Below are 14,549 nucleotides of genomic sequence, written 5' to 3'. Positions count from 1 at the left end.
TTCGGTCACACCGGGTCAGCCCTTCTCCAGGTACTCCTCCCGCTCCTCGCTGAGGAGGGCGTCCAAAGCCGTGCGGAGGCCCGGGTGGGCGGTGAGGTCCGGGTCGGCGAGGACGAGGGCGGTGGCCTCCTCGCGGGCGGCGGTGATGACCTCCTCGTCCTCGATGACGGTGAGCACCCGCAGGGAGGAGCGGACGCCGGACTGGGCCTGGCCGAGGACGTCGCCCTCGCGTCGCTGTTCGAGGTCGATGCGGGAGAGCTCGAAGCCGTCGAGGGTGGCGGCGACGGCGTTGAGCCGCTGCCGGGCGGGGCTCGCCTCGGGCATCTCGCTGACGAGGAGGCAGAGCCCGGGGGCCGCACCACGGCCGACGCGGCCGCGGAGCTGGTGGAGCTGGGAGACGCCGAAGCGGTCCGCGTCCGTGATCACCATGGCGGTGGCGTTGGGGACGTTGACGCCGACCTCGATGACGGTGGTGGCGACGAGGACGTCGAGCTCGCCCGCGGCGAAGCGGCGCATCACGTCGTCCTTGTCGTCGGGGTGCATCCGGCCGTGCAGGACGGCGATCCGGAGGCCGGCGAGGGGGCCGGTGCGGAGCTTCTCGGCGACGTCGAGGACGGCGAGCGGCGGGCGCTTCTCGGCCTCGTCCTCCGCGGACGCCTTGGCCTTCTTCTTCTGGTCCTCCTCGTCGCCGATGCGCGGGCAGACCACGTACGCCTGGTGTCCCTTCCCTACCTCCTCGCGCACGCGCTCCCACGCGCGCGTGAGGAAGTGGGGTTTGTCGGCGGCGGGGACGACATGGCTGGCGATAGGGGAGCGTCCTGCGGGCAGCTGGTCGAGGACGGAGGTCTCCAGGTCGCCGAAGACCGTCATGGCGACGGTCCGCGGGATGGGGGTGGCGGTCATGACGAGGAGGTGCGGGGGCTGCTTGCCCTTGCCCCGGAGGGCGTCGCGCTGCTCGACGCCGAAGCGGTGCTGCTCGTCGACGACGACCAGGCCCAGGTCGTGGAACTGGACCTTGTCCTCGATGAGCGCGTGCGTGCCGATGACGAGGCCCGCCTCCCCCGTGACCAGGTCGAGGAGGGCCTGCCGGCGGGCGGGCACCCCCATGGAGCCGGTGAGCAGGACGACCTTCGTGGCCCGCTCGGCGCCGCCGAGCATGCCTCCCTCGGCGAGCTCGCCCATCATCTCGGTGACCGAGCGGTGGTGCTGCTGGGCGAGGACCTCGGTGGGGGCGAGCATCGCGGCCTGCCCCCCGGAGTCGACGACGGCGAGCATCGCGCGCAGGGCGACCATCGTCTTTCCGCTGCCCACTTCGCCCTGGAGGAGGCGGTGCATGGGGTGTTCGGTGGCGAGGTCGTCGAAGATCTCCTTGGAGACCTTCTTCTGGCCGTCGGTGAGGGTGAAGGGCAGCTTGGCGTCGAAGGCGTCGAGGATGCCGTCGGGGACCGGCCGGCGGGCGACGGCGGGCAGTTGGGTGTCGGCGTGTCTGCGCCGGGCGAGGGCGACCTGGAGGACGAAGGCCTCGTCCCACTTGAGGCGCTCGCGGGCGGTGGCGACGTCGGCCTTGGTGCGGGGCCGGTGGATGAGCCGGAGGGCTTCGGGGAGTTCGGCGAGGCCGCGGCCCTCGCGCAGGGCGTCGGGGAGCGGGTCGACGGCGTCGACGGCGCTCGGCAGGACGGCGTCGACGGCCTTGGCGATCTTCCAGGACTCCAGCTTGGTGGTGGCCGGGTAGATCGGGATGAGGGCCCCGGCCCAGGTGTCCACGGCCTCCCCGTCGTCGCCGCGTAGGAGTTCGTACGCGGGATGGGCGAGCTGGAGGCGCCGGTTGAAGAGCGAGACCTTGCCGGAGAACATCGCCCGGGTGCCGGGCAGAAGGTCCTTGTGCGGCTTGTGCACGCCCTTGCCGAAGAAGACCAGCTGGAGGCGGCCGCTGCCGTCGGTGATGGTCACTTCGAGGCGCTGGCCGCGCCCCTTGGCGCCGTTGAAGGTGAGCACACGGGCGTCGGCGACCTGCGCGACGACCGTGACGTGCTCGTCGAGCGGCAGGTCGGAGAGCGTGGTCAGCTCGCCCCGCTCGGCGTACCGGCGGGGGTAGTGGTGGAGCAGGTCGCCGACCGTGTGCAGGTCGAGTGCCTCGGCCATGACCTTGGCGGTGGCGGGGCCGAGGGACTTCTTGAGTGGTTCGTCGAGCGCGGGCACGCGTTCCATTCCACACCAAGGGACCGACAGTCGCGCAGAACCCTGTGGACAAGCGTCGGGAACGGGCCCTATTCCACCCCGATGAGCAGCGGCGGGGCCCCCGCGCCCGCGTGGTACGTGGTGGTGTCGACGGCCAGGTAGCCGCGCCGGACATGGCGTTCCAGGTCGGCGGCGAGCTCGGGCGGTGTGTCGTCGGCGACGACGAGGGTGACGAGTTCGCCGCCGGCCGAGAGCATCCGGTCGAGGACCGTGCGGGCCGTCTCGGTGAGGTCCTTGCCGATGACGGCGACGTCGCCCTCGATGAGGCCGAGGACGTCGCCGGCCTGGCAGACGCCGGCGGAGGTGAAGGACTGGCGTTCGGCGACGGCGAGTTCGGCGTAGCGGGTGGCGCCCGCGGCGGCCGTCATGGCGACGACGTCCTCGTCGAAGCGGCGGTCGGGTTCGTGGACGGCGAGGGCGGCGATGCCCTGGACGGCGGCCCGGGTGGGGATGAGGGCGACGCGGATGCCCTCGGCCCTGGCCCGTTCGGCGGCGGCCGTGGCGGTCTGCCGCAGCTCGGTGTCGTTGGGCAGGAGGACGACCTCGCGCGCGTGGGCCCGGCGGATCGCGTCGAGGAGTTCGTCGCCCGCGGGCGGTTCGCCGGGCCGGGTCCGTACGGTGGTCGCGCCCGCCTCCGCGCAGAGGCCGGCGAGGCCCTCGCCGGGGACGACGGCGACGACCGCGCGCTGAGCGCGTTCCGCTCGGCCCCCGTCGGCGGCGGCGTCGGCCGCGAAGTGGGTGATCCGGATGCGGTGGGGCCGTCCGGCCTCGACGCCGGCCTCGACGGCGGCGCCGGCGTCGTCGACGTGCACGTGGACGTTCCAAAGTCCGTCGCCGCCGACGACGACGAGGGACTCCCCCAACGCGTCGAGCCGGGCCCGCAGCAGGTCCACGGCCGTGTCGTCCGCCTCCAGGAGGTAGATCACCTCATAGGCGGGTCCGCCCTCGGCGGGGCATTCCTCGCTGGGGGCGGGCATGACCGCCGCCGTACCGGCGGGGGGCGGGGCCTGGCCGGTCACGGTCTCCAGGAGGGCGCCGAGGACCGTCACGAGGCCCTGTCCGCCCGCGTCGACGACTCCGGCGCGTGCGAGGACGTCGAGCTGCCCCGAGGTGGCCGCGAGGGCGGTCCTGGCCCCGTCGTGGGCGTTCCTCGCCACCTCGACGAGTCCCCCGCCCGCGGCGCAGGCCACGGCCGCGGCGGCGGCCACCGTGAGGATGGTGCCCTCCACGGGATGGGCGACGGCCCGTCGGGCCGCGCTCGCGGCCTCGGCGAGGGCGCGAGCGAGGTGATCACCGTCACAGCCCTCGGTGAGCACCCCGGCCATGCCGCGCAGGAGCTGGGAGAGGATCGTTCCCGAGTTCCCCCGGGCGCCGAGCAGGGCGCCGTGCGCCATGGCCCGTACGGTCTCGGCGGTGTCCGGCGCGGAGGCGGCGAAGACGGCCTCGACGGCCTGGTGGGCGGCTTCCGCCGTCAGGTACAGATTGGTGCCGGTGTCCCCGTCGGCGACGGGGTAGACGTTGATCGCGTCGATCTCCTCGCGCTCCCGGCCGAGGGCGTCCAGGGTCCGCGCGGACCAGGAGCGGACCGCTTCGGCGTCGAGCTCGACGAGCTCCTCGAAGGGCTGAAGGGCTCGCGACAACGGGGGTCCTCCTTCGGCGGTGAGCTCACCGCAGGGTAGACCCGGGGTGCCCCTCCCCCAAGCTCTCGGCTTCGCTCGAGCAGGGGGACCCCCAGTGACCTGGCCCCGGGGCGGGGTCCGCGGAGACCGTGGTAGTTTCGTTCCACCGAGGCAGGCGTTGTATGCTGCTTCGGTTGCCCGGTTCACACCGGGCCGTTCCCCGGCAAGCCACTTCAGACTCCTGATTCCGGTGCGCCGGAATTCACTGTAAATCCTGAAGCTTTTGGAGTGACCCGTGGCTGCCAACTGCGACGTCTGCGGCAAGGGGCCGGGCTTCGGCAACAACATTTCGCACTCGCACCGCCGTACGTCCCGTCGCTGGAACCCGAACATCCAGCGCGTGCGTGCCGTGGTCGGTCGGACGCCGAAGCGGCTCAACGTCTGCACCTCGTGCATCAAGGCCGGCAAGGTCTCGCGCTAATCGCGACGTTCTGTCGTAGCGCAGCCCCTGCGGTTGCCTTGAAAGGGCCGGTTCACCTCGGTGAACCGGCCTTTTGCCTTGCCCGGAAACGATCATGGACCTTTCGAGGCCTCCGTGGACGGTCAGTCCCGGAAGCGCCAGCCGTGGTCGACCGGGCCGATGCCCGAGCCCAGGGCGAAACCGGCGCCGATGGCCCCGGTCACGTACTCCTTCGCCTCCCGTACCGCCTCCGGCACCGCGAGCCCCCTGGCGAGCCCGGACGCGACCGCCGACGCGAGCGTGCAGCCCGTCCCGTGGGTGTGCCGGTTGTCGTGGCGCGGGGCGCGCAGCCAGTGCTCATCCGCGCCGTCCGTGAGCAGGTCCACGGCCTCCTGACCGGTGGGCAGGTGCCCGCCCTTGATCAGGACCCAGCGCGGCCCGTACGACAGGACCGCCTCGGCTGCGGTCCGCATGTCGCTCTCGTACACGACGTGCACGCCTGTGAGCTGTGCCACCTCGTCCAGGTTGGGGGTGGCGACGGTCGCCCGGGGCAGCAGCCTCTCCCGTACGGCGTCGAGCGCGCTCTCGGCGAGCAGCGGGTCCCCGTGCTTGGAGACGCCGACCGGATCGACGACCACCGGGGCGTCGGTATCGGCGAGCAGCCCTGCGACGGTCTCCACGAGCGCCGCCGTGGCCAGCATCCCGGTCTTGACCGCCTGGACGCCGATGTCGTCGACGACGGCCCGGTACTGGGCGCGGACGGCCTCCACGGGCAGCTCCCAGACGCCCTGGACGCCCCGCGAGTTCTGGGCGGTGACGGCGGTGAGCACGCTCATGCCGTGGACGCCGAGCGCGAGCATCGTCTTCAGGTCGGCCTGGATGCCGGCGCCGCCGCCGGAGTCGGATCCGGCGACGGTCAGCACCAGCGGGGGCCGGGACGTCACTCCGTCTCCCCGAAGTGGTCCCAGCCGCCCGCGCTGTGCCAGGGCGCCCCGTCCACGGTGACCTGCGGCAGCGCGGAGGGGTTGAGGACCTCGCCGATGACCTTCCAGCGGGCGGGGAGCTTCACGTCGGCCGGGAAGGTGGCCACGATGGCGTGGTCCTCTCCCCCGGTGAGCACCCACTGCATGGGGTCGACGCCGACGGCCTGGCCGATGTCGTTCATCTGGGTGGGGATGTCGATGAGTCCCGACCGCAGGTCGATGCGGACCTTGCTGGCCTCGGCGATGTGCCCGAGGTCCGCGATCAGGCCGTCGCTGACGTCGCACATGGCGGTGGCGCCGAGACCGGCGGCGGCGGGACCCGCGTGGTACGGCGGTTCGGGCCTGCGGTGGGCCTCGACGAAGGCGCGCGGGGAGCGGAAGCCGCGGGAGAGGACCGCGTAGCCGGCGGCGGACCAGCCGAGCCAGCCGGTGTAGGCGACGACGTCGCCGGGCTGGGCGCCGCCGCGGGTCACCGGGTCGTGGTTGCGCAGGTCGCCGAGGGCGGTGATGGAGACCATGATCGAGTCGCCGCGGACGACGTCGCCGCCGACGACCGCCGCGCCCGCGACCTGACATTCGTCGCGGAGGCCGTCCATGAGTTCGGTGGCCCAGGTGACGGGGAGTTCGGCGGGGACGACCAGGCCGAGGAGGAGCGCGGTGGGGACCGCGCCCATGGCGGCGATGTCGGCGAGGTTCTGCGCGGCGGCCTTGCGGCCGACGTCGTACGCCGTGGACCAGTCGCGGCGGAAGTGGCGTCCCTCGAGGAGGATGTCCGTGCTGGCGACCACGCGCCGGTCGGGGGCGGAGACCACCGCGGCGTCGTCGCCCGGCCCGATCCGTACCGCCGGGGTGGAGGTGAGCCGCGATGTGAGCTCCCTGATGAGCCCGAACTCGCCGAGCTCTCCGACTGTGCCCTTCACCGCGCCTCACCTCGTGTCTTCGTGCCGGCCGGCGTGCGGGGGCGCGTCGTCTCGCGCCGCGGGTCGCGGGCCGTCACCGTGCTGGGTACCGTCAAGTAGACCGTCAACTTCTGTCCTGCGTACGCCACCCCGGCAGTGCCCCGGGACACGCGGGTCTCCCCGTGGCCCGCGGCGACGCGGTACCGTGGCGTCTCTTTCTCCCACAAGATCCTCGTGGTCGCCCTGGAGGTTCCGTGGTTCAGGCGTACATCCTTATTCAGACCGAGGTGGGCAAGGCGTCGATCGTCGCCGACACCATCTCCAAGATCCCGGGGGTGCTCCAGGCGGAAGACGTGACCGGTCCGTACGACGTCATCGTGCGCGCGCAGGCGGACACGGTCGACGAGCTCGGCCGCATGGTGGTCGCGAAGGTCCAGCAAGTGGACGGCATCACGCGCACCCTCACCTGCCCGGTCGTTCATCTGTAGCCCCCGTCTACGCTTGGCCGGTGATGTCTTCCCACCGGCCTTTCGGCCTGTCCGCCGCCGTGGCGGTCGCCGTCCTGCTGCCGGCCGCCGCCGGCTGCTCCTCGTCGGACGCCTCGGCGTCCGTCGTGGTTCCAAGCCCCCCCGCGGTGGAGGCCGCCTTCTGCCAGGCCCTGGCGAAGGAGCTTCCCGACACCGTGGCGGGTCTTGAGCGGAGTGACCCGGAGCCCGGCTCCGAGCTGACCGCCGGCTGGGGCGACGGTGCGATCGTACTGCGCTGCGGGGTCCCCCGGCCCGAAAAGATGAGCGACCCCAAGGCGCAGGGCGTCGAGGCGAACGGGGTGAACTGGATGCTGGAGCGCCCCGAGGGCAGCGGGCCCCGTTTCACCTCGACGTACCGGAAGACGTATGTCGAGGTGACCCTCGGCGAGCGGTTCGCGCACGACGTGACGCCCCTCGCCGACCTCGCCGCTCCCGTGCGGAAGACCGTGCCGCCGAGCCTCTGAGAGGCGGTGGCACGGTCTTTCCGTTTCCGGTCCGGTCAGCGCAGGCCCGTGGAGCGGTTCAGCGCGGCCTGGATGAGCCGGTCGACGAGCTCGGGGTAGTCGACGCCGCTCTCCTGCCACATGCGCGGGTACATGGAGATGGGCGTGAAGCCCGGCATGGTGTTGATCTCGTTGATGACGAAGTCGCCGTCGTCGGTGAGGAAGAAGTCGGCGCGGACCAGACCCTCGCAGGAGACGGCCTCGTAGGCGGCGACGGCCAGGCGCTGGACCTCGGCGGTGGCCTCGTCCCCGATCGGGGCGGGCACGATGCCGGAGGCCGAGTCGATGTACTTGGCCTCGAAGTCGTAGAAGTCGTGGTCGGTGACGGGCGGGATCTCGGCCGGCACGCTGGCGCGCGGGCCGTCCTCGAACTCCAGGACGCCGCACTCGATCTCGCGGCCGCGCAGCAGCGACTCGACGAGGATCTTCGGGTCGTGGCGGCGGGCCTCCTCGATCGCCTCGTCGAGGCCGGAGAGGTCGTCGACCTTGGTGATGCCCATCGAGGAGCCACCGCGGGCCGGCTTCACGAAGAGCGGCCAGCCGTGGTCGGCGGCGAACTCGACGATCCGCTTGCGGGCGGCGGCCGGGTTCTGCTCCCACTCACGGGGCCGGATGACCTCGTACGGGCCGACCGGGAGGCCGAAGGAGACGAAGACCCGCTTCATGTACTCCTTGTCCTGGCCGACGGCGGAGGCGAGGACGCCCGCGCCGACGTAGGGGACACCGGAGAGCTCCAGGAGGCCCTGGAGGGTGCCGTCCTCGCCGTAGGGGCCGTGGAGCATCGGGAAGACCACGTCGACCTCGCCGAGGGCCTTCGGTACGGCGCCGGGCTCGCTGAGGACGACTTCGCGGTTGGCCGGGTCGACGGAGAGGACGACGCCGCCCTTCGCGGACTCGGCCAGGTCGGCGACGTTCGGCAGGGCGCGGTCGGCGATGGCCATGCGCTCCGGGGCGTCGGCGGTGAGCGCCCAGCGCCCGTCCGTCGTGATGCCGATGGGCAGCACGTCGTACTTGTCCCGGTCGATGGCGCTCAGGACGGCGCCCGCCGTGACGACGGAGATGGCGTGCTCGGAGCTGCGTCCGCCGAAGACGACGGCCACGCGCGGCTTGCGGGGGCTCTGGGTGTTCTCGCTCATATCGCGATGAGCGTACCCTGCGGCTCCCGAACTCCTGAGCGCCCCGCTGCCACCGCGCGCGTACGGCGCAGCGGGCGCGTCACCGACGCCTCAGCGGCGTTCGGGCTTGGCCGAGCGCGACATCAGTTCCTTGAGGGCGACGATCGGCGGCTTGCCGTCGTGGACGATCGAGACGACGGTCTCGGTGATGGGCATGTCGACGCCGTGGCGGCGGCCCAGATCGAGCACGGACTCGCAGGACTTGACGCCCTCGGCGGTCTGCTTGGTGGCCGCGATGGTCTCCTGGAGGGTCATCCCGCGGCCGAGGTTGGTGCCGAAGGTGTTGTTCCGGGAGAGCGGCGAGGAGCAGGTGGCGACCAGGTCGCCGAGGCCGGCGAGGCCGGAGAAGGTGAGCGGGTCGGCGCCCATGGCGAGGCCGAGGCGGGTGGTCTCGGCGAGGCCGCGCGTGATGAGCGTGGCCTTGGAGTTGTCGCCGAGGCCCATGCCGTTGGCGATGCCGACGGCGAGGCCGATGACGTTCTTCACGGCGCCGCCGAGCTCGCAGCCCACCACGTCGGTGTTGGTGTACGGCCGGAAGTACGGGGTCATGCAGGCGGTCTGGAGCCGCTGGGCGACCGTCTCGTCGACGCAGGCGACGACGGCGGCCGCGGGCTGCCGGGCGGCGATCTCCTTGGCCAGGTTGGGGCCCGTGAGGACGGCCACGCGCTCCGCGGGCACGTCGGCGACCTCGGTGATGACCTCGCTCATCCGCTTGGCGGTGCCGAGTTCGACGCCCTTCATGAGGGAGACGAGGACGGTGTCGGGGGCGAGCACCGGGGCCCAGGCGGCGAGGTTGCCGCGGAGGGTCTGGGAGGGCACGACGAGGACGGTGAAGTCGGCGTCGTGGGCGGCCTCGGCCGGGTCGGCGGTGGCCGTGACGGTGGCCGGGAGTTCGACTCCGGGCAGGTAGTCAGGGTTGGTGCGGGAGGTGTTGATCTCCTTGGCGAGTTCGGCGCGGCGGCCCCAGAGGCTCACCTCGCATCCCGCGTCGGCGAGCACCATCGCGAAGGCGGTGCCCCAGGATCCGTTGCCGAAGACGGCTGCCTTGGTCACTTGGTGCCCCCCTCTGCCGCCTTGCGCCGCTGCTGGAGACGGGCCTTGCGGTGGTCGTACGGTTCGACGGGCGCCTGTTCGCCCCTGATCTGCTCCAGGAGGGCGGTGATGTCGGCCATGATGACCTCGGTCGCCTCGCGGAGCACCTCGGGCGTCGGCTCGAGTCCGTGGAAGCGGGAGAGGTCGACGGGCGGACCGGCCTGCACGATCAGCGTCTTGCGGGGGAACAGGCTGAGCTTGTTCTCCTTGGCGTACGGCGGCATCGCGAGGTTGGCACCCCACTGGGCCACCGGGATGACGGGGGCCCGGGTGAGCAGCGCGACGCGCGCGGCGCCGGTCTTGCCGGCCATGGGCCACATGTCGGGGTCGCGGGTCAGGGTGCCCTCGGGGTAGAAGGCGACGCACTCGCCGCGCTCGATGGCGTCGACGGCGGCGCGGAACGCGTCGAGCGCGTTCGTCGTCTCGCGGTAGACGGGGATCTGGCCGGTGCCGCGCAGCATCATGCCGACGAAGGGGGCCTTGAAGAGGGCCGCCTTGGCGAGGAGGCGCGGGACGCGGCCGGTGTTGTACTGGTAGTGCGCGTAGGACAGCGGGTCCAGGTAGGAGTTGTGGTTGACCGCGGTGATGAATCCGCCGTCGGCCGGAATGTGCTCCATACCGCGCCAGTCCCGCTTGAACAGAACCACCAGGGGGGGTTTGGCGATGACCGCCGCGAGGCGGTACCAGAAGCCGATTCTGCGGCGGGGCACTCGGACACCTTTCTCCGGGACTGGCTGGCAGGGGGTCAAGTGTCGCCCCATGCTCCTGCTCTGTCGAGTGACACCGTACGCCCCGGGCCCTCCGGGAGAACGTGTGGGCGGGACAGAATGGGCCCCGATGAAGCCACCGCACGCCACGCGCCCGGACGCGGACGACCGCTGGTCCCTGATCGTCCCCCTGAAGCCCCTTGCCCTGGCGAAGAGCCGGCTGGCCGCGGCGGCCGGATCCCGGCTGCGCCCGCGGCTCGCGCTGGCGTTCGCCGAGGACACCGTGGGGGCGGCCCTCAACTGCGCCCCCGTACGGGATGTGGCGGTCGTCACGGACGATCCCGAGGCCGCCGCGGCCCTGGCCGCCCTGGGTGCCCGCATCGTTCCGGACACCCCGGCGGCGGGGCTCAACGCGGCCCTCGCGCACGGGGTCCGTGCCGTGCGGTCCCGGCGGCGGTACGCGCGCGTGGCGGCGCTCAACGCGGATCTGCCGGCGCTGCGGCCGGAGGAGCTGGCCCGGGTGCTCGACGTGGCCCGGAAATTTCCGAGAGCATTTCTCGCGGATGCCGCCGAAATAGGTACGACATTCCTCTCGGCGGCTCCGGGGGTGGAATTGGAACCGGCATTCGGAGGTGCGTCGAGGCTCCGGCATTTGTCTTCGGGGGCGGTGGAAATCACGCTCGCCGGGGTGGATTCCGTACGCCGGGACGTGGACACCGGTGCGGATCTGGCGGTGGCCGGGGCCCTGGGGCTCGGCCCGCGGACGGCCGCCCGGTGGCTGTCGGCGGCCGGATAGGCTGCGGCCCATGCAGGCGACCGCGTTCACGTACGACCCCGAGACCCGCAGCGGCAGTGTGCTGCTCGACGACGGCACCCCCGTGGAGTTCGGGGCGGAGGCCTTCGAGGCGGGCGGGCTGCGGCTGCTGCGCCCGGGGCAGCGGGTGCGGATCGAGGTGGAGCCCGGCGCCTCCGGGGCCGCCCCGCGGATCACCCTGGTGACCCTGCAGACCTTCTGACCGGCACCTCCCCACGCGCCGGGCACTCGGACGCGCCGCGGGCCGGGCTCCCCGGAGGGAGCCCGGCCCGGCGGATCGGTACCGCTCGTCCTACTTCTTGGCGGCGGTCTTCTTGGCGGTCGTCTTGCGCGCCGTCGTCTTCTTGGCGGGCGCCTTCGTCGCCGTGGCCTTCTTCGCCGCGGGCGCGGTCTTCTTGGCGGCGGCCTTGGTCGCCTTCTTGGCGGCGGCGGCCGTGGTGGCCTTCTTGGCGGCGCCGTTCGCGGTCTTCTTCGCCGCGGCCGGGGTCGCCTTCTTCGCGGGGGTCGCCTTCTTCGCGGCCGCCGTGGTGGTCTTCTTCGCGGGGGTCGCCTTCTTGGCGGCCGCCGCGGTGGTCTTCTTCGCCGGCGTCGCCTTCTTCGCGGCGGCCTTCTTGGCGGTGGTGGCCTTCTTGGCGGCGGCCTTCTTCACGGTGGCGGAGGCGCCACCGGTGAGGCTGCCCTTGGGGGCCTTCTTGACGGAGACCTCGCCGCCCTTGGGGAGCTTCTTCGAGCCGCTGACCAGGTCCTTGAAGCCCTGACCTGCACGGAAGCGCGGGACCGAGGTCTTCTTGACCCGCACCCGCTCACCCGTCTGCGGGTTACGGGCGTAGCGGGCCGGACGGTCGACCTTCTCGAACGAGCCGAAACCCGTCACCGAGACCCGGTCGCCCCCGACCACGGCACGCACGATGGCGTCAAGCACGTGGTCGACGGCTTCGGCGGCCTGCTGGCGACCGCCCATCTTGTCGGCAATCGCTTCTACGAGCTGCGCCTTGTTCACGTCTTCCCCTTCGGAGACATTGCCAGAACGAAAGTGTTCAAGCTTTTTCGCACGTTAGGCATGTATATACCGCAAATCAAACACGAAACGGTCTAATCACCCTAGTGCCGCAACGCGGAAGATCCGCTGCGGAGTTCCTGGTGTCAGTCGTCCTCTGGGAATCGGCCCTCGTCGAGGTCCTTCATCAACCGGTCCAGACGCGCTGCCGCGTCCTTGAGATCGTGCTTCGCCGCGGCCGTCACGACCAGCAGCTTCCGGGACAGCGCCATCCTTACGCCCTCCGGGACTTGCAGTGAGCGCACTCTTGTGTGCGCTTCCTTCAATCGGGCGGCGACTGCCTCGTAGAGCTCGAGTTGGCTGTCGCGTTCCATGCACCGATTGTGCCATCTAGGGCGAGTTGTCGCCCGACAGGGTCTCAACAAGCGACTGCGCCCCCCACCGGACGGTGGGGGGCGCAGTCTTGGAAAAGCGCTGCTCAGACCGTAATTGTACGGGGCTTGTGGGCCGGCCGGTCCGCCTCGTAGGCCGCGATGTCGGCTTCGTTCTGAAGGGTGAGGCTGATGTCGTCGAGCCCGTTCAGGAGCCGCCAGCGGGCGTTCTCGTCGAGCTCGAAGTCGGCGTCGATCCCCTCGGCCAGGACCTTCCGCTGCTCCAGGTCGACGGTGACCTCGGCGGTCGGGTCGGCCTCGGTCAGCTCCCAGAGCGCGTCCACGGTCTCCTGCGGCAGGACCACGGTGAGCAGGCCGTTCTTCAGCGAGTTGCCGCGGAAGATGTCGGCGAAGCGGGAGGAGATGACCGTCTGGAAGCCGTAGTTCTGGAGCGCCCAGACGGCGTGCTCACGGGAGGAGCCGGTGCCGAAGTCGGGGCCGGCGACCAGGACCGAGGCACCCTGCCGCTCGGGGCGGTTGAGGATGAACTCGGAGTCCTTGCGCCAGGCCTCGAAGAGGCCGTCCTCGAAGCCGTCGCGGGTGACCTTCTTCAGCCAGTGCGCCGGGATGATCTGGTCGGTGTCGACGTTGCTGCGGCGCAGCGGGACGGCCCGGCCGGTGTGCGTGGTGAAAGCTTCCATGGTTCCTCAGACCCCCGCGGTGGTGGCGACGTCGGACAGATCGGCCGGGGAGGCCAGGTGGCCCAGGACGGCGGTGGCGGCGGCGACCTGGGGCGAGACCAGGTGGGTCCGGCCGCCCTTGCCCTGCCGACCCTCGAAGTTGCGGTTGGAGGTGGACGCGGAGCGCTCACCGGGCGCCAGTTGGTCGGGGTTCATGCCCAGACACATCGAGCAGCCCGCGTGCCGCCATTCGGCGCCGGCCTCCTTGAAGACCTTGTCCAGGCCCTCCTCAACGGCCTGCAGGGCGACCCGGACGGAGCCGGGGACGACCAGCATGCGGACCCCGTCGGCGACCTTGCGGCCCTCGAGCAGGCCGGCGGCGTTGCGCAGGTCCTCGATGCGGCCGTTGGTGCAGGAGCCTACGAAGACGGTGTCGACCTTGATGTCGCGCAGCGGCTGCCCGGCGGTCAACCCCATGTATTCCAGGGCCTTTTCGGCGGCGTTGCGCTCCGAAGCGTCTTCGTACGAAGCCGGGTCGGGGACGTTCGCCGAAAGCGGCGCGCCCTGGCCGGGGTTGGTGCCCCAGGTGACGAACGGCGCCAGCGAGGCGGCGTCGATGACGACCTCGGCGTCGAAGACGGCGTCCTCGTCGGACTTCAGGGTCTTCCAGTACGCGACGGCGGCGTCCCAGTCCTCGCCCTCGGGGGCGTGGGCGCGGCCCTTCAGGTAGGCGAAGGTGGTCTCGTCGGGGGCGATCATGCCCGCGCGGGCGCCGGCCTCGATCGACATGTTGCAGATGGTCATCCGGGCCTCCATCGAGAGTTTCTCGATGGCGGAGCCCCGGTACTCGAGGATGTAGCCCTGGCCGCCGCCGGTGCCGATCTTCGCGATGATCGCCAGGATCAGGTCCTTGGCGGTGACGTCCTCGGGCAGCTCGCCGTCCACGGTGATGGCCATGGTCTTCGGGCGGGCCAGGGGCAGCGTCTGGGTGGCGAGCACGTGCTCGACCTGGCTGGTGCCGATGCCGAAGGCCAGCGCGCCGAAGGCGCCGTGCGTGGAGGTGTGGGAGTCGCCGCAGACCACGGTGGTGCCGGGCTGGGTCAGGCCCAGCTGCGGTCCCACCACGTGGACGACGCCCTGCTCGACGTCGCCCAGCGGGTGCAGCCGCACGCCGAAGTCGGCACAGTTCTTGCGGAGGGTCTCCAGCTGTGCGCGGGAGACCGGGTCGGCGATCGGCTTGTCGATGTCGAGGGTCGGGGTGTTGTGGTCCTCGGTGGCGATGGTGAGGTCGAGGCGCCGCACCTGCCGGCCGTTCTGACGCAGGCCGTCGAAGGCCTGGGGGCTGGTCACCTCGTGCAGCAGGTGCAGATCGATGAAGAGGAGGTCGGGCTCGCCTTCGGCGCGCCGGACGACATGGTCGTCCCAGACCTTCTCCGCGAGTGTCCTACCCATCGCTTTCCCTCCGGCCGGCGGCTGCGCCGACA

General features: G+C 71.7%; 16 protein-coding genes. 5 read left to right on the top strand and 11 right to left on the bottom strand.

The window, feature by feature from the left end; translation table 11 throughout:
* Nucleotides 1–15: 15 nt before the first annotated feature.
* Nucleotides 16–2,208 (bottom strand): ATP-dependent DNA helicase RecG, encoded by a 2,193-nt coding sequence (gene recG, locus ACZ4VK_RS30735; protein WP_468359178.1) that lies wholly within the window; start codon nucleotides 2,206–2,208, stop codon nucleotides 16–18.
* A gap of 59 nt (nucleotides 2,209–2,267) precedes the next feature.
* The gene (locus ACZ4VK_RS30730) at nucleotides 2,268–3,878 is read right to left on the bottom strand and encodes a DAK2 domain-containing protein (protein ID WP_468359175.1); all 1,611 of its coding nucleotides are present in this window, start codon (nucleotides 3,876–3,878) and stop codon (nucleotides 2,268–2,270) included.
* 274 nt (nucleotides 3,879–4,152) lie between these two features.
* On the opposite strand from ACZ4VK_RS30730, the gene rpmB reads away from it, so the two are divergent.
* Nucleotides 4,153–4,338 carry a 50S ribosomal protein L28 gene (gene rpmB / locus ACZ4VK_RS30725; RefSeq protein WP_003957616.1) on the top strand — a complete coding sequence of 62 codons (186 nt, stop codon included), beginning with the start codon at nucleotides 4,153–4,155 and terminating at the stop codon, nucleotides 4,336–4,338.
* 122 nt (nucleotides 4,339–4,460) lie between these two features.
* Here the strand turns inward: rpmB and thiD are convergent, their stop codons facing one another.
* Nucleotides 4,461–5,261 (bottom strand): bifunctional hydroxymethylpyrimidine kinase/phosphomethylpyrimidine kinase, encoded by an 801-nt coding sequence (gene thiD / locus ACZ4VK_RS30720; RefSeq protein WP_468359173.1) that lies wholly within the window; start codon nucleotides 5,259–5,261, stop codon nucleotides 4,461–4,463.
* On the bottom strand, nucleotides 5,258–6,220 hold the full coding sequence (locus ACZ4VK_RS30715) for a thiamine-phosphate kinase (protein ID WP_468359170.1): 963 nt from the start codon (nucleotides 6,218–6,220) through the stop codon (nucleotides 5,258–5,260). Before ACZ4VK_RS30715 ends, thiD begins: the two co-directional genes overlap by 4 nt.
* Nucleotides 6,221–6,453: 233 nt before the next feature.
* On the opposite strand from ACZ4VK_RS30715, the gene ACZ4VK_RS30710 reads away from it, so the two are divergent.
* Together ACZ4VK_RS30710 and ACZ4VK_RS30705 are read left to right on the top strand one after the other, a co-directional pair.
* Entirely contained in the window at nucleotides 6,454–6,687 is a 234-nt protein-coding gene (locus tag ACZ4VK_RS30710) for an Lrp/AsnC family transcriptional regulator (protein ID WP_073819077.1), read from the top strand.
* 23 nt (nucleotides 6,688–6,710) lie between these two features.
* A complete protein-coding gene (locus ACZ4VK_RS30705; protein ID WP_468359517.1) occupies nucleotides 6,711–7,190 on the top strand; it encodes a DUF3515 domain-containing protein in 480 nt (159 codons plus the stop codon).
* A gap of 35 nt (nucleotides 7,191–7,225) precedes the next feature.
* Here the strand turns inward: ACZ4VK_RS30705 and ACZ4VK_RS30700 are convergent, their stop codons facing one another.
* The 3 genes from ACZ4VK_RS30700 to ACZ4VK_RS30690 all read right to left on the bottom strand — a co-directional run bounded on the left by ACZ4VK_RS30700 (nucleotide 7,226) and on the right by ACZ4VK_RS30690 (nucleotide 10,206).
* Nucleotides 7,226–8,365, bottom strand: coding sequence for a D-alanine--D-alanine ligase family protein (locus tag ACZ4VK_RS30700; RefSeq protein WP_468359167.1), 1,140 nt, complete (start codon nucleotides 8,363–8,365; stop codon nucleotides 7,226–7,228).
* A 90-nt stretch (nucleotides 8,366–8,455) separates the two neighbouring features.
* Entirely contained in the window at nucleotides 8,456–9,457 is a 1,002-nt protein-coding gene (locus ACZ4VK_RS30695; RefSeq protein WP_468359165.1) for an NAD(P)H-dependent glycerol-3-phosphate dehydrogenase, read from the bottom strand.
* Nucleotides 9,454–10,206, bottom strand: coding sequence for a lysophospholipid acyltransferase family protein (locus ACZ4VK_RS30690; RefSeq protein WP_468359162.1), 753 nt, complete (start codon nucleotides 10,204–10,206; stop codon nucleotides 9,454–9,456). Before ACZ4VK_RS30690 ends, ACZ4VK_RS30695 begins: the two co-directional genes overlap by 4 nt.
* A 127-nt stretch (nucleotides 10,207–10,333) precedes the next feature.
* Here ACZ4VK_RS30690 and cofC point away from each other — a divergent pair, with 127 nt between their 5' ends.
* Nucleotides 10,334–10,999: a 2-phospho-L-lactate guanylyltransferase gene (cofC, locus tag ACZ4VK_RS30685; RefSeq protein WP_468359159.1), complete on the top strand. Its 666-nt coding sequence runs from the start codon at nucleotides 10,334–10,336 to the stop codon at nucleotides 10,997–10,999.
* 10 nt (nucleotides 11,000–11,009) lie between these two features.
* The gene (locus ACZ4VK_RS30680; RefSeq protein WP_468359156.1) at nucleotides 11,010–11,219 is read left to right on the top strand and encodes a hypothetical protein; all 210 of its coding nucleotides are present in this window, start codon (nucleotides 11,010–11,012) and stop codon (nucleotides 11,217–11,219) included.
* A 90-nt stretch (nucleotides 11,220–11,309) separates the two neighbouring features.
* Here the strand turns inward: ACZ4VK_RS30680 and ACZ4VK_RS30675 are convergent, their stop codons facing one another.
* The 4 genes from ACZ4VK_RS30675 to leuC all read right to left on the bottom strand — a co-directional run bounded on the left by ACZ4VK_RS30675 (nucleotide 11,310) and on the right by leuC (nucleotide 14,517).
* On the bottom strand, nucleotides 11,310–12,017 hold the full coding sequence (locus ACZ4VK_RS30675) for an HU family DNA-binding protein (protein ID WP_468359153.1): 708 nt from the start codon (nucleotides 12,015–12,017) through the stop codon (nucleotides 11,310–11,312).
* Between the two features lie 143 nt (nucleotides 12,018–12,160).
* Nucleotides 12,161–12,388 carry an SCO5555 family protein gene (locus tag ACZ4VK_RS30670; RefSeq protein ID WP_030206244.1) on the bottom strand — a complete coding sequence of 76 codons (228 nt, stop codon included), beginning with the start codon at nucleotides 12,386–12,388 and terminating at the stop codon, nucleotides 12,161–12,163.
* A 104-nt stretch (nucleotides 12,389–12,492) separates the two neighbouring features.
* Nucleotides 12,493–13,086 carry a 3-isopropylmalate dehydratase small subunit gene (leuD, locus tag ACZ4VK_RS30665; RefSeq protein ID WP_468359150.1) on the bottom strand — a complete coding sequence of 198 codons (594 nt, stop codon included), beginning with the start codon at nucleotides 13,084–13,086 and terminating at the stop codon, nucleotides 12,493–12,495.
* A 6-nt stretch (nucleotides 13,087–13,092) separates the two neighbouring features.
* Nucleotides 13,093–14,517 carry a 3-isopropylmalate dehydratase large subunit gene (gene leuC / locus ACZ4VK_RS30660; protein WP_468359147.1) on the bottom strand — a complete coding sequence of 475 codons (1,425 nt, stop codon included), beginning with the start codon at nucleotides 14,515–14,517 and terminating at the stop codon, nucleotides 13,093–13,095.
* Nucleotides 14,518–14,549 lie beyond the last annotated feature (32 nt).

The sequence above is a fragment of the Streptomyces sp. NPDC028711 genome, assembly GCF_055565415.1.
This window is presented reverse-complemented; position numbering and strand designations above follow the sequence as displayed.

Coding starts and splice junctions, on each gene's coding strand:
- leuC (WP_468359147.1), bottom strand. CDS start 14,517: ATGGGTAGGACACTCGCGGAGAAGGTCTGGGACGACCATGTCGTCCGG.
- ACZ4VK_RS30670 (WP_030206244.1), bottom strand. CDS start 12,388: ATGGAACGCGACAGCCAACTCGAGCTCTACGAGGCAGTCGCCGCCCGA.
- cofC (WP_468359159.1), top strand. CDS start 10,334: ATGAAGCCACCGCACGCCACGCGCCCGGACGCGGACGACCGCTGGTCC.
- ACZ4VK_RS30705 (WP_468359517.1), top strand. CDS start 6,711: ATGTCTTCCCACCGGCCTTTCGGCCTGTCCGCCGCCGTGGCGGTCGCC.
- ACZ4VK_RS30680 (WP_468359156.1), top strand. CDS start 11,010: ATGCAGGCGACCGCGTTCACGTACGACCCCGAGACCCGCAGCGGCAGT.
- recG (WP_468359178.1), bottom strand. CDS start 2,208: ATGGAACGCGTGCCCGCGCTCGACGAACCACTCAAGAAGTCCCTCGGC.
- ACZ4VK_RS30700 (WP_468359167.1), bottom strand. CDS start 8,365: ATGAGCGAGAACACCCAGAGCCCCCGCAAGCCGCGCGTGGCCGTCGTC.
- leuD (WP_468359150.1), bottom strand. CDS start 13,086: ATGGAAGCTTTCACCACGCACACCGGCCGGGCCGTCCCGCTGCGCCGC.